15 protein-coding genes are annotated in these 22023 nt (G+C 63.4%); 8 read left to right on the forward strand and 7 right to left on the reverse strand.

Annotated features, from left to right (window positions below; all coding sequences use genetic code 11):
- Positions 1–11: 11 nt before the first annotated feature.
- Positions 12–887: a LysR family transcriptional regulator gene (locus ACSSVC_RS25200; protein WP_346635192.1), complete on the reverse strand. Its 876-nt coding sequence runs from the start codon at positions 885–887 to the stop codon at positions 12–14.
- Positions 888–1111: 224 nt separating this feature from the next.
- On the opposite strand from ACSSVC_RS25200, the gene ampC reads away from it, so the two are divergent.
- Positions 1112–2284 (forward strand): class C beta-lactamase, encoded by a 1173-nt coding sequence (gene ampC / locus ACSSVC_RS25205; RefSeq protein WP_346635193.1) that lies wholly within the window; start codon positions 1112–1114, stop codon positions 2282–2284.
- Positions 2285–2604: 320 nt separating this feature from the next.
- Positions 2605–3327, forward strand: coding sequence for a phosphatidylcholine synthase (gene pcsA, locus ACSSVC_RS25210; RefSeq protein ID WP_404937347.1), 723 nt, complete (start codon positions 2605–2607; stop codon positions 3325–3327).
- Between the two features lie 13 nt (positions 3328–3340).
- On the opposite strand, the gene ACSSVC_RS25215 is transcribed toward pcsA, so the two are convergent.
- Positions 3341–5788 (reverse strand): PAS domain-containing protein, encoded by a 2448-nt coding sequence (locus tag ACSSVC_RS25215; RefSeq protein WP_346635195.1) that lies wholly within the window; start codon positions 5786–5788, stop codon positions 3341–3343.
- 206 nt (positions 5789–5994) lie between these two features.
- Between ACSSVC_RS25215 and ACSSVC_RS25220 the strand changes: the two genes are divergently transcribed.
- A complete protein-coding gene (locus ACSSVC_RS25220) occupies positions 5995–6615 on the forward strand; it encodes a LysE family translocator (protein WP_492611606.1) in 621 nt (206 codons plus the stop codon).
- A 21-nt stretch (positions 6616–6636) separates the two neighbouring features.
- Here the strand turns inward: ACSSVC_RS25220 and ACSSVC_RS25225 are convergent, their stop codons facing one another.
- A complete protein-coding gene (locus ACSSVC_RS25225; protein WP_346635197.1) occupies positions 6637–7419 on the reverse strand; it encodes a sulfite exporter TauE/SafE family protein in 783 nt (260 codons plus the stop codon).
- 298 nt (positions 7420–7717) lie between these two features.
- Here ACSSVC_RS25225 and ACSSVC_RS25230 point away from each other — a divergent pair, with 298 nt between their 5' ends.
- Positions 7718–10348, forward strand: a complete 2631-nt coding sequence (locus tag ACSSVC_RS25230) for a hypothetical protein (protein WP_492611607.1) — start codon at positions 7718–7720, stop codon at positions 10346–10348.
- Between the two features lie 27 nt (positions 10349–10375).
- Here ACSSVC_RS25230 and ACSSVC_RS25235 read toward each other — a convergent pair whose 3' ends face one another.
- From ACSSVC_RS25235 to ACSSVC_RS25250, 4 genes are all read right to left on the reverse strand, one after another.
- Entirely contained in the window at positions 10376–10906 is a 531-nt protein-coding gene (locus tag ACSSVC_RS25235; RefSeq protein ID WP_346635199.1) for a DUF3087 domain-containing protein, read from the reverse strand.
- 147 nt (positions 10907–11053) lie between these two features.
- Positions 11054–12538, reverse strand: coding sequence for a PepSY domain-containing protein (locus tag ACSSVC_RS25240; RefSeq protein WP_492611608.1), 1485 nt, complete (start codon positions 12536–12538; stop codon positions 11054–11056).
- 53 nt (positions 12539–12591) lie between these two features.
- A complete protein-coding gene (locus tag ACSSVC_RS25245) occupies positions 12592–14760 on the reverse strand; it encodes a TonB-dependent receptor (protein WP_492611609.1) in 2169 nt (722 codons plus the stop codon).
- A 118-nt stretch (positions 14761–14878) separates the two neighbouring features.
- On the reverse strand, positions 14879–15262 hold the full coding sequence (locus ACSSVC_RS25250) for a DUF2946 family protein (RefSeq protein ID WP_346635202.1): 384 nt from the start codon (positions 15260–15262) through the stop codon (positions 14879–14881).
- A 533-nt stretch (positions 15263–15795) separates the two neighbouring features.
- On the opposite strand from ACSSVC_RS25250, the gene ACSSVC_RS25255 reads away from it, so the two are divergent.
- From ACSSVC_RS25255 to ACSSVC_RS25270, 4 genes are all read left to right on the forward strand, one after another.
- Positions 15796–16314: an Hcp family type VI secretion system effector gene (locus tag ACSSVC_RS25255; protein ID WP_025129830.1), complete on the forward strand. Its 519-nt coding sequence runs from the start codon at positions 15796–15798 to the stop codon at positions 16312–16314.
- Between the two features lie 196 nt (positions 16315–16510).
- Complete coding sequence (locus ACSSVC_RS25260) at positions 16511–19042, forward strand: type VI secretion system Vgr family protein (RefSeq protein ID WP_492611610.1); 2532 nt, start codon at positions 16511–16513, stop codon at positions 19040–19042.
- Entirely contained in the window at positions 19039–20754 is a 1716-nt protein-coding gene (locus ACSSVC_RS25265) for an esterase/lipase family protein (RefSeq protein ID WP_492611611.1), read from the forward strand. The genes ACSSVC_RS25260 and ACSSVC_RS25265 overlap by 4 nt, the downstream gene beginning before the upstream one ends.
- Positions 20751–21899, forward strand: a complete 1149-nt coding sequence (locus ACSSVC_RS25270) for a T6SS immunity protein Tli4 family protein (RefSeq protein ID WP_492611612.1) — start codon at positions 20751–20753, stop codon at positions 21897–21899. Before ACSSVC_RS25265 ends, ACSSVC_RS25270 begins: the two co-directional genes overlap by 4 nt.
- Positions 21900–22023: the final 124 nt, after the last annotated feature.

Genomic DNA, 22023 nt, shown 5'->3' on the forward strand with positions numbered 1-22023 from the left:
TCGTCTCCCTCCTAGGCACCAGCAGTTTCCAGCAGCCAGCCCTTGAACGCACCCATGGCGGCGGTTTCGGCCCGGGACTGCAAACGGGTCAGCCAGTAGCTGCCGGTGACAATGCCGATCTCGAACGGCTGGACCACCGCCCCGCTGGCCAACTGTCGCTCGAACATCAGCGGCGGCGCCAGGGCCACCCCCAGTCCTTGCAGCGCCGCTTCGAGCATGCCCAGGGAAGAGTCGAAAACAATGCTCTGGGGCAAGGGACTGCCGCCGCCCAGTCCCGCCTCCTGGAACCATTGCGGCCATTCATCGGTGCGGTAGGAGCGCAACAGGGTCTGGCCCAACAGGTCCGCCGGGCTGTGCAACTGATGGGCAATCTGCGGTATGCACAACACCGACAGCGGCGCCTGCAACAGCTCCAGGGCCTCGATGCCGTGCCAGGCTCCCGTGCCAAAACGGATCGCGTAGTCCAGGCCCTCGGCGGCCACGTCGACACGGTTGTTGTTGGTACTCAGGCGCAGGTCGACAAAGGGATAGCGCGCCTGGAAATCCCCCAGGCGCGGCAACAGCCAGCCCACGGCAAAGGTGCCTACGGCCCCCACCGTCAGCACTTCGCGGTAGTGCCCACCCTCGAAGCGTCCCAGGGTCTGAGCGATGCGGTCGAAGCAGTCCCGCAGCACCGGCAGCAGGGTCTCCCCTTCGCTGGTCAGCATCAGCCCCCGGGGCAAGCGCTTGAACAGGGTGACGTTGAGCTGGGCCTCCAGGCTCTTGACCTGATGGCTGACCGCCGCCTGGGTCACACAGAGCTCGATGGCGGCGCGGGTGAAACTCAAATGACGGGCCGAGGCTTCGAAAGCCCGCAGCGCGTTCAAGGGCAGATGTGGACGGAGCATGGGCATTCCCTAGTTTTTCTAATGGCTCCTGCGAAATATCGTCGTTTGCCGATCCTGCGCAGACTGCCTACATTGGCCTCGCTCGCGCAGTGCTGACCACGCTCTCCCTTATCGGGAAGACTTCGCGAGCACTGCGCTCCGGGGTTCCGGCAAAGAACCCCAAGGCCGAAAAGCCGCTGGGAATAGGCGGCAAAAAAATCAGAACCCATGGAAAACAAACCATCATGCGCCAAAGAACCTTAACCGGATTGGGCATCATCAGCGCCTGCGTACTGCTCCTGGGCAGCGTCGACGCCCTGGCCGAGAACACCCAGGACAGCCGTCTGAAAACCACCGTGGACGCCACCATCCGTCCGCTGATGCACCAGCAGGGCATTCCCGGCATGGCGGTCGCGATCATCGCCAACGGCAAGCGACATTACTTTAACTACGGCATTGCCTCCAAGGACAATCAACAGCCGGTGGACAACGACACCCTGTTCGAAGTGGGTTCGGTGAGCAAGACCTTCAGCGCGACCCTGGCCGGCTACGCCCAGGCCAGCGGCAAGCTGGCCCTTGAGGACCACGCCAGCCAGTACTGGCCAGCCCTGCGCGGCAGCGCCTTCGACGGCATCAGCCTATTGCAGTTGGGCACCTACAGCGCCGGCGGCCTGCCGCTGCAGTTCCCCGACGACGTCCAGGGCGAGGACAAGACCCTGGATTACTACAACACCTGGAAGCCCACCTTCAGCCCGGGCACCCAGCGTCTGTATTCCAACCCCAGCATCGGCCTGTTCGGCTACCTCGCTGCCCGCAGCCTGGGCCAACCGTACGCTCAACTGCTGGAAAAGAGCCTGTTCCCCAAACTGGGGCTCAAGCACAGCTACCTCCAGGTGCCCAAGGACCAGCAGGCCCACTACGCCCAGGGCTATGACAAGCAGAACAAGCCGATCCGGGTCAGCCCCGGCCCCTTGGATGCCGAGGCCTACGGGGTCAAGACCAGTGCCCCGGACCTGCTGCAGTTCGTTGCCGATAACCTGCAACCGCAGCCGTTGGACGACACCCTGCAAAAAGCCATCGCCAGCACCCAGAGCGGCTATTACCGGGTCGGCGACATGACCCAGGGCCTGGGCTGGGAGCGCTACGCCTACCCGGTGCCCCTGGCACGGCTGCTGGCAGGCAACTCGACGCCAATGGCCCTCGAACCGCACCCGGTGCAGTGGCTGACTCCGGCCCAACCGCCCAAGGCCGACGCCTTGTACAACAAGACCGGTTCCACCAGCGGCTTCGGCGCCTACGTGCTGTTTGTCCCGAGCCAACAGATTGGCATTGTCCTGCTGGCCAACAAGAACTACCCCAACGAGGAACGGATCAAGGCCGCCCATGCGCTCCTCAGTGCCCTGGAGGCAACGAAGTAACCGAGCAGCGCAGCATCACGCCCCTCGGGGGCAGCCAATAAAAAACGCCACCGGTGTTCAGCGCCAGGTGGCGTTTTTCTTGTCGCTTCGGCCATGGCGCCTAGACTCAGGAAATCCCCCTCGACCGTTGACCTCGGCCAGCTGTGCAACGCCCGCCTTCCTGGATAGCGACAAGGACCGCAAGGCCCGCATCGAGCCTGATTCAGGGGTGGCGCTGAACCTTCTGCCAGGCTTTCCGGTCGATAACTGCAACCTGGACCAGCACCGCCGCGTGCACAACGCTGGTCGTCCGGGAACCACAGCCGCCGGAGAAACGCCCCGTGATATCGACCCTGCAAATCGCCAGAATCAAAGCCTGGGGCGCCCATGGCTTCACCGCCACCGGAGTGGTCAGCGCCCTGCTCGCCACCCTGGCACTGTTCGACAACCAGCCCAAGGCCTGCCTGTTGTGGCTGGGGGTGGCGCTGCTGGTGGATGGCGTCGACGGCTCCCTGGCGCGCAAGGTCAAGACCAGCTCGGTGCTGCCCAACATCGACGGTTCGGTGCTCGACCTGGTGATCGACTACCTGACCTATGTGTTCATCCCGGCGTTGTTCATCTACCGCTACATTCCTCTGCCGGAGTACAGCGCGCTGCTGGCCACCTCACTGATCCTGCTGTCGTCGCTGTTGTGCTTCTGCAACGTCAACATGAAGAGCCACGACAACTACTTCCAGGGTTTTCCCGCCGCCTGGAATGTGGTCGCCCTGTGCTTCTACCTGATCGAGCCCGGCCCCTGGCTGAGCTTGCTGAGCATCTTCGCCCTGGCCCTGCTGACCGCCACCCGGGTGCAGTTCCTGCATCCATTCCGGGTGCGCAAGTGGATGCCGCTGAACATCATCGTGACGTTCGTCTGGCTGCTCAGCGGCGCGCTGCTGATCCTCAGCCACCCGTTGCACAGCCCGCCGATCATGGGCCTGTGGCTGGCGGCTTCGGCCTATTTTCTGGGGATCTGCCTGTGGCGCTCGGCCCAGGAATGGATGAAGGGCAGCCACCAGCCCTAAGCGGCGGCCTGTGTCACAGCGGCAGGTCGTTGCCGATCGCGGCACTCAAGGCCTGGGCCAGGGCCGCCACCGAGTAGGGTTTCTGCAGGAACACGAACTCCCGGGTCTGGCCCTGGGCCAGGGCCGGGCTATAGCCGCTGGTGAGGATCACCGGCAGTCCGGGGTAATCACTGCGGATGCGGGTGGCCAGTTCGATGCCGCTCATGCCGGGCATCACCACATCGGAAAACACCGCCTGGAACACCCCCGGTTCCTGGCTCAGGCGACGCAGCGCCTCGATGGCGCTGGTGGCCCATTCGGTCTGGTAGCCCAGCTCGTTCAAGGCCTGGGCCAACAGCACGCCCACCTCGGGATTGTCTTCCACCACCAGCAGCGTGGCGCCCTGGCCATCCACCAGCAGCGGCCCCGGGCAAGCGGGTGCTGACGGGCTGACCACGGCTTCGGAGCGCGGCAGGTACAAGGTAAAGCGCGTGCCCTGCCCCGGCTGGCTGTGAACCACCAGGCCGCCGCCGGACTGCTTGGCAAAACCGAACACCTGGGACAGGCCCAGCCCGGTGCCCTTGCCCACCTCCTTGGTGGTGAAGAAGGGCTCGAAGATCCGCTCGATCTGCTGCGGGTCGATGCCGGCGCCGGTATCGGTCAGAGACACCGCGACAAAGTCACCGTTCTGGGCGCCCTGGCTGGTGCTGGCGGGAATCTGCCCGACCCGTTCCACGGCTATCACCAGCAGGCCCTCGCCCTGCATGGCGTCCCGGGCATTGACCGCCATATTGATCAGCGCGGTATCGAACTGGCCGGCATCGGCATGGATGCAGCACGATTGCTGCGGCAGTTCGATACGCAGTTCGATGCAGGCGCCGATCAGCGGATTGATCATCTGTGCCAGCAGTTGCACGCTGACGCCGACATCGAAGGTTTCCGGACGCAGATTCTGTTGGCGGGCATAGGCCAGGAGCTGGCCGGTGAGTTTGCTGGCGCGATCCACGGTGTCGGAAATGGCATCGATGTACAGCTGCCGGCGCTCCTCGCTGAGGTTGCGCCGCAGCAAGTCGGTGGACGAGCGGATCACCGTCAGCAGGTTGTTGAAGTCGTGGGCGACACCACCGGTCAGTTGCCCCACCGCCTCCATCTTCTGTGCCTGGCGCAGGATGTCCTCGGTCTTGCGCAGCGCCTGCGCGGCTTCACGCTCGGCCTGAATGTCACGCCCCACGGCATGCAGGTGCTGAGGGTCGGGCACGGCACTCCAGGACACCCAGCGATAGCTGCCGTCCTTGTGCCGAAAGCGGTTTTCCACCCGAGAGAAACTCTGGCCCAGAGCCAGTTCGGTACAGGCGTTGACCGCCGCCACGCTGTCCTGGGGGTGGATAAAATCGTAGAAGCTGCTGCCTTCGAGTTCGTGCCGCTGCCAGCCCAGCAATCGGGTCCAGGCCGGGTTCACGGCGACGATGCGCCCGTTGAAATCCGCCACCAGCATCAGGTCGGTGGACAGTTGCCAGATCCGGTCGCGTTCCTGGGTACGCTCCTGGACTCGCTGTTCCAGGGACTCGTTGAGGCGGCGCAATTGCTCCTCGGCCTCGCGGGTAGCAGTGATGTCCCGGGAAATGCAGAGGATCTTCTCCGGCTGACCGGCCTCATCGAGCATCGGCGTGACTTGCACATCCCACCACTTGGCGTTGCCGGCCAGGGTATTGGCGGCGCCCTGGAACCGCGCCGACTCCCCGGCCTGGGCGGCGGCGATGGCGGCCTGGGCGTCGAGGTTGCCCTGGCCCTGCCAGAAGTCCGGCCAGGGGCAGCCGGCAATGGCGTTGAAGTCACTGACCTCCATGACCCGCAGGCCACCCTCGCTCATGAACGACAACTGACCATCGAGGTCCAGCACCTTGATGCAGTCATTGCTGCTGGCCAGCACCCGGGTATTGAGCTCGCGGGTCTCCCGCAGGCGCGCCTCGGTGAGCCGGGCATGCAGCCCCAGGCGCACCCGTGCGGTGGTTTCCACGGTGTGGCAGAGCACCCCCAGCACCTGCTCCTGGCGCTCGTCGAATACCGGGCTCATGGAAAACGACCACCAGGTCAGTTCCTCTCCGGGATAGCGCTGCATGTTCACCGGCAGGTCTTCGTGACGACAGGCCTGGCCGCGAAACGCCTGCTCGACCATGGGCTGCACATCCGGCCAGGCATCGGCCCAGAGCGTCTCGATGGTCTGCCCCAGGGCATTGGCCAGACGCGGCCCCAGCACCGGACGATAGGCGTCGTTGAAAAAGAACTGCTTCTGCGGGCCCCATAGCAGGTACAGACTTTCAGGGGATTCGAGCACCAGGCCCAAGGTGCTGTGCAGCAGGCTCGGCCAATGCTCCCGGGGGCCCACCGCAGTCTGCGACCAATCGAACTGGCGGATGGCGGCACCGGTCTCGCCGCCACGCCAGGTCTGGGGAGCTGCACCATCAGAAGAGGAAATAGTCATGGACCGCATCACACAAGGAAAAAAGGGGCAGCACTGCCAAACAAAGGCCTGCGCAGGATAACTGACCCCTGGAATCCACGGAAGTTAGCTGCCTCGAAGGCCGTTTCAGATCTGTCACCGGGAATCCTCCTGATGCCTTTAAACCACGCCGGGCTTGGGGCATCCTCCGTCAACGCAACGCCCATCGGCCTGACGAGAACGCCTCGATGAACACCACGACCCTGCTGCTCTACACCTCAAGCTGCTTTATCGGCGCCGTGATCCCCGGCCCCACTTCGCTGCTGGCCATGGCCAACGGCACCTCGCGCAATCGCCAGCTGGTGGCGGTGGGCATGGCCGGTGCGGCGCTCTCGGATGTGCTGATCATTGCCGCGGTGGGCCTGGGCCTGGGGGCCATGCTGATGGCCTCGCAGCAGTTGTTCATGGTCTTGAAGTGGGTCGGCGTGTGCTACCTGGCCTGGCTCGGCATCCAGCTCTGGCGCAGCACGCCCCAGGCCCTGGGCGAGCAGCAGGTGCGGGCCGGCTCGCAACGTGGCGAGGTGTTCCGTCGCAGTTTCTCGGTGGCCATGACCAACCCCAAGGTGCTGCTGTTCTTCACTGCCTTCCTGCCGCAATTCGTCGATCCCGCCCAGCCGGTCTTCGCCCAGTACGCCACCCTGGCGCTGGTCACCGCGCTGGTGGAAGTGCTGGTGATGGGGCTGTATGCCGCCGGCGGAGTGCAGGCGGCGAAGTTCCTCACCCAGACCGGCATGCGCCGGCTCAATCAATGCTGCGGCGCGGCCATGCTCTCGCTGGCGGGGTTTCTGGCGCTGTATCGCCGGGCCTGAACTGGCCCGGCCGCAGAGGAATCAGAAAGCCAGCTTGTAGCCGATGGAAAACAGCATGACCGCCAGGCACGGCCGCAGGATCTCGTCGGAGATCCGTCCGGTCATGTGGCTGCCGATCCAGATCCCCGGCAGCGAGCCCATCAGCAGGAACCCCAGCAGGTGCCAGTCCATGTTGCCCATGCTGGCATGGCCCAGGCCGGCCACCAGGGTCAGGGGCACGGCGTGGGCGATTTCGGTGCCCACCAGGCGCTTGGTGGCCAGGAACGGATAGAGGATGAACAGCGCCACAGTGCCCAGGGCGCCGGCACCGATGGAGGTCAGCGCGACCATGGTGCCGAGGATCAGCCCGGTGACCACCGTCAGGCCATTGAGACCGCGGGGGCTTGGCTGATAGTCGCTACCGTGGCGCTGGGCGAAGGCCATGAGCTTCTTCTTGAAGACAATGGCCAGGGCCGTGAGCAGCAGGACGAACCCCAGCCCCTGCTTGATCACCGCGTTCAAGGCCTGGGGATCGGAGTCCAGGTTGTTCAAGAACCATAGGGTGGCCAGCACCGCCGGCACGCTGCCCAGGGTCAGCCAGCCGGTGATGCGCCAGTCGATATTGCGGTTTTTCTGATGCACCAGCACCCCACCGGACTTGGTGATGGCGGCGTACAGCAGGTCAGTGCCCACTGCGGTGGCGGGGTTGATGCCGAACCAGAGCAGGATCGGGGTCATCAGCGAGCCGCCGCCCACCCCGGTCATGCCCACGATGAATCCCACTACCAGGCCTGCGATTACAAAACCGAAATTACCCACATCCATCAATAAAACCCTACAAATCACACGGCCAGGTCAAAAACTGGCGGCAGCATAGCGGCTAAAGCTTATGTCCATTTATATGAATAAAATCTAACGTTATAACCAGGGTTGTTTTTTCCATGCGCCAGACGCATCAAGCGCCTTCACCCCTTGCATCCGCCACATGCCCGGTCAGCCCTCCCGACTTGCGCCGGTGTCGCCCACCGGAGCCAGCGCATCCGGTATTCTGCTGGGCGCTCGCCGGGGCAACCGATCCAGGGCTCCCCCAGATCCTGCCCCCTCCGTCTCCCAAGGAAGGCCCATGACATCCGACGCGAACCCGTACCAGATCGAGCAACAGCGCATTCGTTTCAGACGCCTGAGCCTGCATCAGCAAGCCCCCGGGCAAACCACGCCCCAGCGTGGCAACTGGGGCCTGGCACTGTCCGGTGGCGGCATCCGCAGCGCCACCTTCTGCCTCGGCGTCCTGCAAGCCATGGCCCGGGCGCCGGCACCGGCGACGCCCTCCACGCCCCCACTCCAGCCAGTACCCGAAACCGCCACAGAGCACAGCCTGCTGTCGCGCATCGACTACCTGTCCACGGTCAGTGGCGGCGGCTATATCGGCAGTTTCTTCTCCAGCCTGTTCCTCCCCGGACGCCTGCGCGACCGAGACCTCCAGGACCCCGTGGGCCAGGCCGCCCGCGATGCCTACCAGGCACTGCGCTTCGAGCCGCCGGGACGTATCAGCACCGGCGTCGACTACGCCCAGCAGCCCGTGGGCCGGGGACCGGGAGCCTGGCTGCGGGAAAACGGCCGCTACCTGACGCCCACCGGCTCCGGCGACATGCTCTATGCCCTGGCCATGACCTGGCGCAACTGGCTGTCGCTGCACGCCATGATCGGCATGCCGATCCTGTTGATGCTCAGCCTGCTGACCCTGTTCCAGGTGCTGAGCCAGGCCAGCCTGCTGCTGTGGCCGCTGATGGCTGCCCTGCTGTTCGCCCTGCCCTGCGCCGTGGCGTACTGGCTGGTGATCCCCCAAGGCGACCTGGACCAGCCACCCAACCTTGGCAACCCGGCATTTCGCTTCATGCTGGCCATCGTCACCGGCCTGTGGATCGGCGGCGCCCTGGCCTATGACCTGGCCCAATGGCAGGTGGTGGGCACCCTGGCCCTGTCGGCCGCGCTGGTCGGCAGCAATGCGCTGCTGATCACCCACCGGCTGGTCCGCCGGCTGGCGGATCACCGAGACCCAGCCAAGGACAGCATCTGCAACAACTGTGTGCGCAACTACCGGGTGCAGATCACCCGCGCCCTGGGGCGGGCCATGGCGGCGGTGGCCATTCTCGGTTTCCTGGCCTTGCTGGTGACCGGTGCCCAGGCACTGTATCGCTACCTGCTGGACTATCAGGCCCTGGCCACGCCCATGCTGCTGGCGCTGCTGGTGTGGCTGGTGCGCCGCCTGGTGCTGCTCAAGGATGAAAAACCGCTGCCCGACTGGATGCGCAAACTGCCCCTGGATGTACTGGCGCTGGTTGCCGGATGCCTGCTGTTGAGCCTGTTGTGCCTGTGCTGGGCGCTGCTGGTGCAATGGGTCGCCCATGACGGTGGCGCCATCAGCTACAGCGCCGCTGCAGTCTGGCGCCTGCTGGCCTTGAGCCTGGTGACGGCCTTGCTGGTTTGCGTCAGTGGGCGCTTCATCGGCTTTCTCAACACCTCGTCGCTCCAGGCCTTCTACAGCGCCCGGCTGACCCGCGCCTACCTCGGCGCGTCCAATGGCCGGCGCTTCAACGGCCCGCCCCAGCAGCGCCGCACCTACCTCAGCGTGGCCGAGCCGATGTCCAGCGACGACCTGTCGCTGCAGCAGTACTACGCCACCCCCAGTGCCGGACCGGTGCACCTGATCAACGTCACCATGAACCTGACGGTGGACCCCGCCGAGCAACTGGTGCAGCGCGACCGCAAGGGCAAGCCGCTGTGCATCGCGCCGAACTGGGCTCCCGCAGCCGAAGGCGGCATCGCCAGCGACGGTCCGGCGGAACGCTACACCCTCGATGGCAAGCCCTACCGCCGTGACCTGAGCCAGGGCTCGACCTCGGAAATCATGAGTCCCCTGAGCCTGGGCCAGTGGATTGGCGTCTCCGGCGCCGCCTTCAGCACCGGCCTGGGGCGAGCCAACAGCCTGGGCATGTCGCTGATCCTGGGACTGGCCAACATACGCCTGGGCATCTGGTGGCCCAGCCACTTCGTCGATCCCGGACAGCAACATTGGGTGCCCCGTGACCTGACGCCCTGGACCTACTTCAGCACCCAGGCCTATCTGTTCTATGAGCTGACCTCGCGCTTTCATGGGCATCGGCGCGACTACCAGTACCTGTCCGACGGCGGGCATTTCGAAAACACCGCCACCTACGAGTTGCTGCGTGAGGGGCGCGGGGTGGAACTGATCGTCACCTGCGACAGCGGCTGCGATCCGGATTACCAGTTCGACGACCTGGCCAATCTGGTGCGCCTGGCGCGCATCGACCAGGCCCTGGAGATCCGCGAAGACCCGGGGGTGCTGGCCCATCCCCAACTCAAGGCGCTGTTCGCCAGCCAGCAAGAGTTTCGCCAGCCACCGAGCGCCGACAGTCAGAAGTGCGCCTTGCTGCTCAACGTCTATGCCCATAGCCCCGACACCCAGGCGGACATCGCAGCCACACCCCACTGCCGGATCCTGGTGCTCAAGCCGCGGCTGATCGCCGGGCTGACACCGGACGTACTCAACTACGCCCGGGCCAACCCGGGCTTTCCCAACCAGAGCACGGTGGACCAGTTCTTCGACGAAGCGCAGTTCGAGAGTTATCGCCAGCTGGGGCTGAATATCGGCCAGAAGCTGTTTGGCCGCAGTGGCCAGTCCAACGAAATGGCCGAGGCCTTGTGGCGCTACCTGGATGATCCGCAGCCCTGAGGCAGGGCTAGCGGATCAACCTGAACGTCAGCGCGGCTGGTGCACCTTGACCGCTTCCAGCCACTGCGCCTCCAGGCGCTCCTGTTGCGGGTCGATGCCCTGCTCGGCCAGCAGCGCCAGGTGGCGCTCCACTTCGCCATGCATCTGCCCGTGGGCACTGGAGTTGGCGTCCAGCTGATGCATCTGGGTCAGCCCCAGGTGATAGAAACGCAGCAGCTTGAGGGCCGCAGGGTCTCGCGCCGCCACCCCGGCGGTGACCTGATGCATGACATTGGTCACCCGCATCAGGCTGCGCTTGAGGCGCCAGCCATACACCGCCGAGGCCATCCACGGCTGGGTCCAGAACACCGTGCGCAACAGCACGGCGCTGATCACCAGCCCGGTGAACACACCACCGGCATTCCACACCAGGTTATCGCCGCCGGGCTGGCCGAACACCGCCACCGCCGCGCTGGAAAACAGCATGGCCAGGACGATGAACACCAGGGCGATGATCAGGGTGCTGCGGCGAGTTTGCCGGCGATAGAGTTCGGGGTCCTGCGGGGTGATGACGAACATGGGCGCGACGGGCTCCAGAAGCAGTAGGGAAATGAGCAGGCGGGCATTATCACCGCTGGGGCCGGGAGCGGTGGCTTAAATCGTCGGGGAGGGACACAAATACTGCATAACCCTGATCCAGGTCGCGGTATTGCGCCCTCCCCCCGTTCACCGCCGACGCGCACGCAATGAACGCCCCAGGCGACGCCAGCCCAGCACCACGCCGCTGACGCTGATCAGTAGGCCTGCGGCGCTGAACAGGATCATCCACAGGTCCCACAAGGGTCGGTTGGCCAGCAGCGGCAGCCAGTCCCAGCTGTGCAACAGAGCGAACAGCCAGCGCGAAGCGCGGCGCGGCTGATCCAACTGCCCGGTGATCGCCCCGGTGTGAAGATCCAGGTGCAGCCAGGTCTGGGCCGGGTCGTCGAAGCGCACCCGCAGCACCGGCAGGCGCTGCTGCAGGTGGCCCATCATGCTCTGGGGCTCCCGAGCGTAGTAATAGAAATCGTAGGCGGCCAGTGGCTGGACGATCATCGGCCGCTCGGGGCGAATGGCCCAGGCCGCCTGCCGCAAGGTGTCGGGGTTGAACTGACGCAGCACTTGGTTCTCGGCCATGGCCAGAATCCGCGTGCGCCCGGCACCGTCGTAGCCAATCACATACCCCTGGCCGCCGATCATCCGCCACTCCAGCTCCCGGGCCTGCAGGCCGTCATCGGCAAAGCGCTGCAGGGCCTGGGCCGCACTCAGGGGGAAAGCCGCCGCGTGCAGCGATCCGCCCTGGTAGGCCGTCACCGACAAGGGCTGGGCACTGCTGAAGATCCGCCACGGGTTCATCGACATCAGGCCGCTGAAGATCCAGGTGATCAGCAGCACACCGAACAGCATGCCGCCCAGGTGATGCCAGCGGGCAAAACCCTGGTACGGCGAGTGCGAGCCGTTGCGATAGGTGCGTTTGAAGCGCCAGCGCAGCACGCCCACCGCCAAGCCGAGCACGGCCATCAGGGTCGCGGCCAGGGACAGGTAAGTGACGATCGGCCCCCAGGCGCCATCGATGCCGATGCCCCGCAGCGGGTACAGCCAGTGCAGCCAGGCACCGATCCAGTTCCAGCCACGTTCGGTGGCGGTGGCATCGCGCACCACCTCGCCCGTGGTGCCGGAAACATACAGCAGACGTCGTTCGGCATCGGCGGTGGCCACCCGCAGCAAGGGCCGATCGGCGTCCAGGGCTCGGGATTGGCTCCACATGTCGCCGTTCACTGTCCCGCGATCACGCACCGCCACGCCCGGCGCAAACTGCCGGGCCGCCGCCAGGGCCTCGACCCGATCGGTGGGCAGCGCCTGCAGGCCGCTATCAGCCTCGATCGCCACCTTGCGCGGCCCGGGGTATTCGAGAATGTAACGGGGCGCGCCGGCCACCGTGGTCAGGCGGATGCTCGAAGGCGGATGTTGCGGGTCGGCGGCATGCAGCACCTGTTCCAGGTCGGCGCTTTGCTCGTCCAGGACCAGCGCCGGCAAGTGCGCCAGATGCTCGGCGGGGGTCAACTTGGGGTAGCCGACATACAGCATCACCACCCCGGAAATAAACCACAGGGCCATGAACAGGCAGGCCACTATGCCCAGCCAACGGTGCCAGAGGTACAGGTAACGCTTCATCACAGGCTGCTCGCAAATGCGCGGGGCGCCATCGGACGCCCCGCTGTCTCAGGTTAAAAGCGCGTTTGCAGCGCCAGCTCGAAGGTCCGCGGCGCCCCCAGGTACAGCTGGGTGGGCGCAGTGGTACGGGCGTAGACCTGATCGGTGAGGTTGCGCACCCGACCGGTGATCCGCGTATCGGCATTCAACTGGTAGCCGACGAAAGCGCCGAAGATCGTGTAGGCCGGGGCATAGCGAGTATTGGCTGCGTTGGCGTACATCGACGACACGTAGCGTGCATCGGTCCCGACCTGCCAGGACGGGGCAATGTCGTAGGTCAGCCACAGGTTGCCCACCTTGTCCGGGGTGTTGGTGGGGCTGTTGCCCTTGCGCGACACCGGCCGCCCGCCGACGTTTTCATAGAACTCATCGTATTGGGCGTCGACGTAGGCGAAGTTGCCTTCGGCCAACAGCTTGGGCGTCACCCGCAACGAGCCCGCCAGCTCCACGCCCCGGGACGATTGCTGGCCCACCGGCTGGCTGCTGCCGGGGTTGCTCGGATCGGCGGTGGACAGGTTCTTGCGTTCGATGCGGTAGGCGGCCAGGGTCGCCGAGCCGCGGCCATCGAGGAAATCGAACTTGCTGCCGATCTCCCATTGATTGCCGGTGCTGAGGTCAAAGTCGCGCACCTGACCGTAGCTGGCGGTGGTCAAAATCCCCGCCGGTGGATCGGCGGCGGTGCTGTATTGCACGTAGACGTTGGCCGCCGGCGTCAGCTCATAGACCAGCCCCAGGCGCCCGGTGGTGGGCCGGTATTTACGCTGGAAGAACGCCGGGTTGGCCTCGGTGACCGCGCGGTAGTTGGTCACTTGCAGGTCGATCTGGTCATGGCGCAGGCCACTGAGCAGGGACAGGCGATCGGTCAGTTGCAGGCGGTTTTCCAGGAACAGGGCCCAGGTGTCCACCTGGTTGCGGCGGTTCTTCTCGAAGCCGCGCTGCATGCCCGGCAAGTCCCAGAAGCTGCCCGGATCAAAGGCGTCCGGATCGACCCCAGGCAGCGAGCCCGACACCGAGCGCGGGTAGTTGCTCATCACGTTGTGGCTGTAATCGATACCCGCCGACCACTGGCTGTCGAGGCCGAACAGGCTGTTGTGATGCAGCAGTTCGAAGCGATTGCCATTGAGCTCCTGAGCGTGACGCTGGAGCAGGATGCCGGAGCGGTTCACCTGGGTGTTGCTGCTGTTGTAGGCGTAGGTTTCCAGGTTGCGGTATTCGCGGTCGGCGTTGTAGTGGTACAGGGTGTTGCGCACGGAAGTACGGTCATTGACCTGATAGTCGATGATCGAGCGCAGCCATTGCACCCGCTGTTCATAACGACCGTCGCTGACGTTGTAGTTCTCGAAGCGCCGGCTCTGGTCCACCTCCATCTTGCCCCCCAGCGGATTCAGCGCCGGCGTGCCCCAGTAAGGGCTGTCGACGCTTTCGTTCTGGTACTCGTAAGCCAAGGTGTGGGACAGCTGGTCGTTGAAATCCGTCAACAGGGAAAACACCGTGGTCCAGGCATCGCGCTGCTCGCGGTCGACATAACCGTTGCTGGTGGTGTGACTGACATCGAAGCGCGCGTAATGCCGCGGCCCTGCCCCGTCGTTCAGCGCATGGTTGAAACCGAAGGAGGTTTCGCGGCTGTCGTAGGAGCCATAGCTGACCCGCCCTTCATTGAACGACTCGGTGCGCGACGGCAACTTGGTGATGTAGTTGATCGAACCGCCCACGGCGCCGGCGCCATAGAGAAAGCTCGACGGCCCGCCGACGGCCTCGACCCGGTCGTAGATCCAACTGTCCACCGGGCGCGCCGCAATGGAGTCGTATTGCACGCTGATGCCGTTGAACAGCTGGGTGATCTGCGAGCCGGAAAACCCGCGATACGAGACGAACCCGGGCACGCCCGGTGACGCGGCGGCGTTCATCCCCGGCACGCTGGCAAGCATGTCCTGGGTGTTGGCAGCGCCGCGCTGCTCGATCTGCTGGCGGTTGACCACATTGACCGTCGCCGGGGTTTCCCGCGGGGTCAGGCCCAGGCGCGAGCCGGTGCTGGTCTGGGTATCGAGTTGCAGACCGGTTTGTGGCGCTTCATCGGCGCTGATGCGCATCTGCGGCATTTGCAGCGGGGCATCGGCCAGGGCATTGAACGACAGGGCACAGCACAGCGCCGCGCAACTGGGGGAGCGATACAGGAACTTCATGGACTCGGACTCGAAAAAAAATCATCGAACAGCGTCCGGCAGCCGTCGCCACAGCGACCGTGCAGCTAATGCCGGAGGACGAGAAAGCGCGACCGTCTGATGCGGTCGCCAGGGCGAGTCAGCCCAGTGGCGGTGCCCGGGGATTGAGCGCAGGCCAGGAATAACGTGGCGGCGCCTTGCTGCGCTGCTCGCCCCCCAGCCGTGGCGGGCGTTGGCGGCGCAACATCCAGCCCAGGCAAAACAGCAGCGCGATGCCCAGGCTCACTGCCGAGCACAATGGGCACATGAACGTGCTCAGCCCGCCGGCGGCGGCCTGATCACTGAAGTCAGCGTCCAGCGCCGGGCCCGGGTTGCCCATGGCGGAACAGAACTGCCCGCCGACGCCATTGAGCTCCAGCCCGACCATCTGCCCATGGCCCAGACCGCAGACGAACACGTTGAACAGCACGCAGAAATACAGCGTCCAGGCAATGTGGGGGCGGTGGGAGGAGGCATGGGTCATGGCGGCAAGATTAACAGCGAAAAAAGCACTGGAAAATCACCAATGCATGGCAAGCGAAATTCATCGGCCTGCCCGCGGTGAGGTTGTGGCGAGCTTTATAGCCGACTCCCGAAGAGCGGAGGATCGGACCAGAACTAAAGTCGCCGGGTGGCGGGGACGGCAGCCCCCGGGTGCCGCCGGGTGAGCCCGTGCCTTGGCCGCCCCCGGCTACCTGCATTGCCCCTGATGGCTTTTGGCCTTGATGCGCAAGAAGTTGCGCACTCAAATGTGGATAAGCCTGTGGGCACATGGCTGTAGGCCTGATGGCCGGGGCTGTACAGAGGAGTGCGCAAGAAGTTGCGCAGTACTGCGCAACTTCTTGCGCACTTTCTGTGGGAATTTCGGTTGGAAACAGCCTGTTGAACCCTGCATTTTCTTCAAGTGATTGATTGACAAGGGTTATTGGCAAGTTGGCATGACTCTTGAGATGTCCCTGGAGCCCGGCGGCCATTCAGGCCTCCGGTTTTCCGTATGTCCAAGCAAGGAGAGCAACAATGGCAACCCCAGCGTACATGTCCGTCACCGGGACCAAACAAGGTCTGATCACCGCCGGTGCCTTCACCGCTGACTCCGTTGGCAACACCTACCAGGAAGGTCACGAAGATCAGGTCATGGTCCAGGGCTTCAGTCATGAAGTGATCATCCCCCGCGATCCGCAGTCCGGTCAGCCCACCGGCCAACGGGTACACAAACCGGTGAAGATCACCAAGGTTTTCGACAAGGCTTCACCGCTGCTGCTCGCGGCCCTGACCTCCGGTGAGCGCCTGAGCAAGATCGAAATCCAGTGGTTCCGCACCTCTGCCGCCGGCACCCAGGAGCACTACTTCACCACCACCCTGGAAGACGCGATCATCGTCGACATCAAAGACTACATGCACAACTGCCAGGACCCGTCGAACGCGCATTTCACCCACCTGGAGGACGTCGAGTTCACCTACCGCAAGATCACCTGGACCCACGAAGTCTCCGGTACTTCGGGCTCCGATGACTGGCGTACCCCAGTCGCCGGCTAAATCCAGCGAAACGTTGCAACCCATCGACCAGCCAGGCGGGTCGATGGGGTCGCGCGCCCCTGGCAGACCTGGGGAAGGCGCACCGGTCATCCGTTGGAGGGGGTGAAACTCGGGAAAGCCGAGTGCCGGATGCGCAATCCCTGATCGGTCATGTTGTCAGGGGGGATGAGCACTTCACGAAGTGGAGATGGGAGTCATGCGGCAAAGGGATTTGAAATTCACTTTTTCTGTGCTGACCGCGCAGGTGGCGTTCGAGGTGGTCGAGTTCACCCTGGAAGAAGCCTTGTCCGAGCCTTTTCGCTTGACGCTCGAGCTGGCCAGCGACAACGGTGCTATCGACTTCGGCCAGATCCTCGACCAGCCGGCCTTGCTGACGATCTGGCAAGGCGGCCTGCAGGTGCGGCATGTCCATGGCTTGGTCAGCAGCTTCACCCAGGGTAAAAGCGGTTTTCGCCGCACCCGTTACCGTCTGCTGGTGGAGCCGCAACTGGCCCGGCTGGCCCTGAGTTCCGACTGGCGCATTTTTCAGCAGAAAACGGTGCCCGAGGTCCTCAAGTCGGTGCTGGACGAGCACGGCGTCCTTGATTACCAACCTTATATCCATACCCAGCATGCGCCGCGTGAATACTGCGTCCAGGCCGGAGACACCGACCTCTACCTGTTTGACCGCCTGTCCACCGAGGAAGGCCTGTTCTATTTTTTCAAACACGATGCCAACGCCCACACCCTGGTCCAGGGTGACAAGTTGTACGTCCAGGAGCGCATCCAAGGGGCTGCGGTGCTGTACAGCACTCAGCCGCCCGGGGATGCCCCGCAACCGGTGCTGTACGCGTTCAGCTACACGGAAAACGTGCGTAGCGCCGAGCAGACGCAGCGTGACTACAGCTTCAAGCGCCCGGCCTTCGACCAGCAGCAGCGACTGCTCGGCGATAACCTTGAGCATCAGGCTCAGCGCTATGAGCGCTACGATTACCCAGGCCGCTACAAGAGCAGCGCCGTCGGCCAACCCTTCACTCAGAACCGCCTGCTGGGCCATCGTCGCGATGCCCGTGTCGCGACGGTGGAAGGGGATGATCCGCGGCTGATTCCAGGGTTTTCCTTCCAACTGACCGGGCACCCCCGGGGCGACTTCAACCGCTGGTGGCGCTCGGTGCGCATCACCCACACAGGGATACAGCACGCCAGCCAGCAAGAAGAGGCCGCTGGCGCCGAGATGGGGGTGAGTTACGACTTCCGCGCCCAGATCATTGCCGAGGACTGCGAATGGCGGCCGATGCCACTGCCCAAGCCGGTCATTGACGGGCCGCAGATAGCCACGGTGGTGGGCCCGGAAGGCGAGGAAATCCACACCGATGAATATGGCCGGGTAAAAATTCAGTTCCCCTGGGACCGCGAGGGCAAGCACAACGGACTCAGTTCCTGCTGGGTCCGGGTTTCACAGAACTGGGCCGGAGCGGACTGGGGCCATATGGCGATCCCGCGTATTGGCCAGGAAGTCATAGTCGACTACCTGGATGGCGACTGTGACCAGCCGATCATCACCGGACGCACCTACCGGGCCAGCCATATGCCGCCCTACCGCCTGCCGGATCACAAGATCCTCAGCACCATCAAGAGCAAGGAACACAAGGGCAGCCGGGCCAACGAACTGCGCATCGATGACACCACCCAGCAGATCAGTGCGGCCTTGATGAGCGACCACGGCAGCAGCGCCTTGCACCTGGGGTACCTGACCCATCCCCGTCCCGAAGGCGGCGCACCGCGTGGCGAGGGTTTTGAACTGCGCACCGACGAGCGCGGCGCCTTGCGCGCGGCCAGGGGGCTGCTGCTCAGTACCGAAGCGCAACTGCAGGCCAATGCCGGGCAGTTGCAGCGTGGCGCGGCCATCCAGGTGCTGGAAGCCGCGCTGCAACTGGCCAAGGGGCTGGGCGACTATGCGCAAGACCATCAAGGCATCGGGCACGACACTGAGCCACAGCAAACCCTCAGCGAGGCGGTGCGCGACCTGGGGCATGGCGCCAACGACGAGTCGCAGCAGAATAACGGCGGCAACCCGGCCATTGCCCTGAGTGGCCAGGCGGGCATCGCCGCGGTGTCTCCCCAGAGCGTCACCCTGGCGGCGGGCGAGCATATCGACAGCGTCGCCCAACAGAATCAGCAGCTCACCTCGGGGCAGAAGTTTGTAGTCAATGCCGGCACCGACCTTGGCTTGTTCGCCCAGAGCGGCGAGATGCGCCACATCAGCCACCAGGGGCCGATGTTGTTGCAGGCGCAACAGAACAGCATTCGCCTGGAAGCGGATCAGAGCGTGGAAGTCAGTGCAAGCAAGCAGCACGTCCTGGTGTCTGCCAAGGAGCACATCACCCTGATGTGCGGCGGGGCTTACCTGACGCTCAAGGGCGGCAATATCGAGCTGGGCATGCCGGGCAATTTCACGGTCAAGGCGGCCAAGCACTCCTCTATCGGTCCCGCACATGCCTCGACCACGTTCAACTCATGGGAGTCGACCCCGTTCAATGACGCCTATGTGCTGCGTGATGAAATCACCCTTGACCCCCTGGCAAACACCACCGTAGAACTGCGGCGCGGCGACGGTGGGGTCACCACCCTCACGACCGACGGACAAGGCCGTCTGCCCAGGCAGCAGGACCTGGCCATGGATCAAGTACAGATGCGCATTCTGGCCAAGGGAAAGAGTTCCAACGACGACAGGGAGTCCACTGCATGAGTAGCCAAGCAGCCGATAACACTGAGGACGTCATCATTCCTCGCTCGCGCGACAATCTGGGGCGTCCGGTCTACAAGACCCAACTGACCCGCACCGAGGACCAGCGTGAAAAGGTCCTGCTGGCGAGGCAGGCCGCGCCGATTCCGGTGATCTTCATTCCAGGCATCATGGGCAGCAACCTGCGTAACAAGGAGGACCAGAGCAAGGTCTGGAGTCCGCCTAATGCCAGCTTTAGGCCCACTGATATCCTCTCCGCTCTTGCAGCCTTGCTGGTCTGGTGGGGCCGAGGCCCCAAGGATCGACAGATACTGCTAATGCCGGAAAACGTCGAGGTGGATGATCGAGGCTCGATTGATACGGGCTCATCCGGCCTGAGCAAAGAGGCGGCGCGCATTCGTGGCTGGGGGACGGTGATGCGCAGCGCCTACAACCCGTTCATGGCCCTGATGGAGGGCCGCTTGGACAACATCGTCAGCCGACAACAGATCCAGCAATGGTGGAACACTGAAAGCCTGCATGAACCCGCAGCCTATGGCGAAGAACTGGGGCAGGCGACGCCCCTCAGCGAAGATGAACTGCAACAGGCGAGCAAGTATCAATTCGACGTCTGGTGCGCCGGTTACAACTGGCTGCAATCCAACCGGCAGTCCGCCCTGGATGTGCGTGACTACATCGAGAACACCGTCCTCGCCCACTACCGCGAACACGCAAGCGTCAGCCCTGAGCAGGCGGATCAGATGAAGGTCATCCTGGTCACCCACTCAATGGGTGGGCTGGTTGCACGCTCCCTGACCCAATTGCACGGTTACAAACGAGTGCTTGGCGTGGTGCATGGCGTGCAACCGGCAATCGGTTCATCGGCCATCTACCACCACATGCGCTGCGGCTATGAAGGTATTGCCAGCATCATCCTTGGCTACAACGCAGGCGAAGTGACCGCAGTGGTGGCCAATGCCCCAGGGGCGCTGGAACTGACGCCTAGCAACGAGTATCGGGAAGGTCGCCCCTGGTTGTTCCTGTGCGATGCCCAGGGGCAGGTCATCAAGGATATGGAGGGAAAACCCCGCGCCTATCCGCAGAACCAGGACCCTTACGAGGAAATCTATAAGAGCACTGCCTGGTATGGGTTGGTGCCGGAGCAGAACACTCAGTATTTGGATATGTCGAGAGAGGGAAGTACTGACGGAAGGATAAACCTGCGGTCAGATTTCGATGAGCGAATAGATTTTGTAGCCAAATTCCATCGCCAAATGTCCACGTCAGGCTATCACTCTGAAACCTATGCCCACTATGCGGCTGATGACGGCCGCCACAGCTGGCGGGACATGATCTGGCAAGGCGATCCAGCTCCTTTGGAGGCGCCTGGCTCTAAGCTCAAGGATAACGAGACCGGCAGCTACAGCAGTTGGTTTCGCCGAGGCCTGCCCGTCATCGTACCTACGCTTGAAAACTGGACTGTCAAGGAAGAGGACCAGTCTGGCAGTGGTGGCGATGGCACGGTGCCAACCGACTCCGGGCAGGCCCACAAGAAGTCGGGCATCAAGGCCAGTTTCCGCCAGGGCGGCAAGGGCGCGGGGCAGTACAACACCGACAAGGGTTACGAACACCAAGAAAGCTACAACGACAGACGAGCCCAGTGGGCCGCGCTTTATGGCGTGATCAAGATCGCTCAGTTGGCTGACTGGCACCCTAATGATAAGGGGGGCTTATGACACTCACTCGTCGCTTGTTTACCGTTCTTGGCCTGGTCACTTTAACCAGTGTGGCCAGCTGTACTTCGTTTTCATCTTCTCGGAGTCCCACCATGGACAAAACCGGATGGATCACTCATTGCTACGGACGTTTTTTGATTGATTTACCGCCCCAGGCAGAGATCAATGCTGGGTACTACCTCTGGGGCGACAACATCGAAGCGCTCGACGATACCCCTGAGGCCCTTGCTAATCAGATTGATCGACGCGAACAAAAATTGAAAGGTCAGCAACATGATACGAAAGGCAGTATGTTTCTTCGTCGAATAGATTTTGGTGGAGGCTCAGTAGGACTAATGTCTTGGTCTTCTGAAGTTGCCTCCAAGGTATATCTGCTTGATACCTATGTTGCCTCGAAGCCAACGTGGCGTGCTTATCGCTGGACAGGAAAAATATCAGAGGATAGAGAGCGTCGAGCTATGGAGATATCTAACTCTCTGGCCCGCAACCTACGCTCGCGCGCGCCCCACGAGATCCCCACCGATCCTGGGTTCTGTATCGATCGGGCCTATATCGCGGGTGACAGCTTTCAAAGTGAAGGCTTCGGGATTGGCGTGACCTTCCCGGAACACCCTAGAACCTTTTTGGCATTCAGATCCAGCACCGGAGCCGAACGTGATCGGTTACTGGATCGAGTGAGTGGTTTTCTGATGGGTGCGGCAAAGATGGTTACGGGCATCGAAACCCTGCGCAAAAGAGAGCGTGGCGGTGCCATTCCCGCCGATGAGTACCTGCTGGCAGGCAGCGCAAAGGGGCAACGCACCTACACCTTCCTCTGGGAAGCCCAGGGCAAGGACGAGTCGGTCAACGAGCCCCATCTCAAGGCGGAGCTGAGCGTAGAGGAAGCTGACGTCGATGACGATGCCACTCCCCCGGCTCCCGCTTTCAAGTCCGATAAAGCCGCACTGGAATTGTGGGATGCCATCATCGATTCGATTCGCCTGCGTCCGGTATCGGCTCCTGGACGCGGCGACAATGCTGGCACGCCCTCCCCGCCTAAAGGCCCGCAACAGAGGGCCAACAGCCCAGCGGTAGATGATGACTACGCCCTGGGAGAGTTCCTCGCTGAGCTGAAGCCCAAAGATAACTGGATGGATGATTTGTGATTTTCCTAAGGAAGCGCGCGCGACCACAGAACACTCGCCAATGGACCGCATTATCCGACGTGATCAAGATCGCTCAATTGGCAGACTGCCAGCTGGATGCCAAGGAGGGTTTATGAAGCGCACT

Source organism: Pseudomonas sp. E1BtOHC1 (assembly GCF_058744285.1).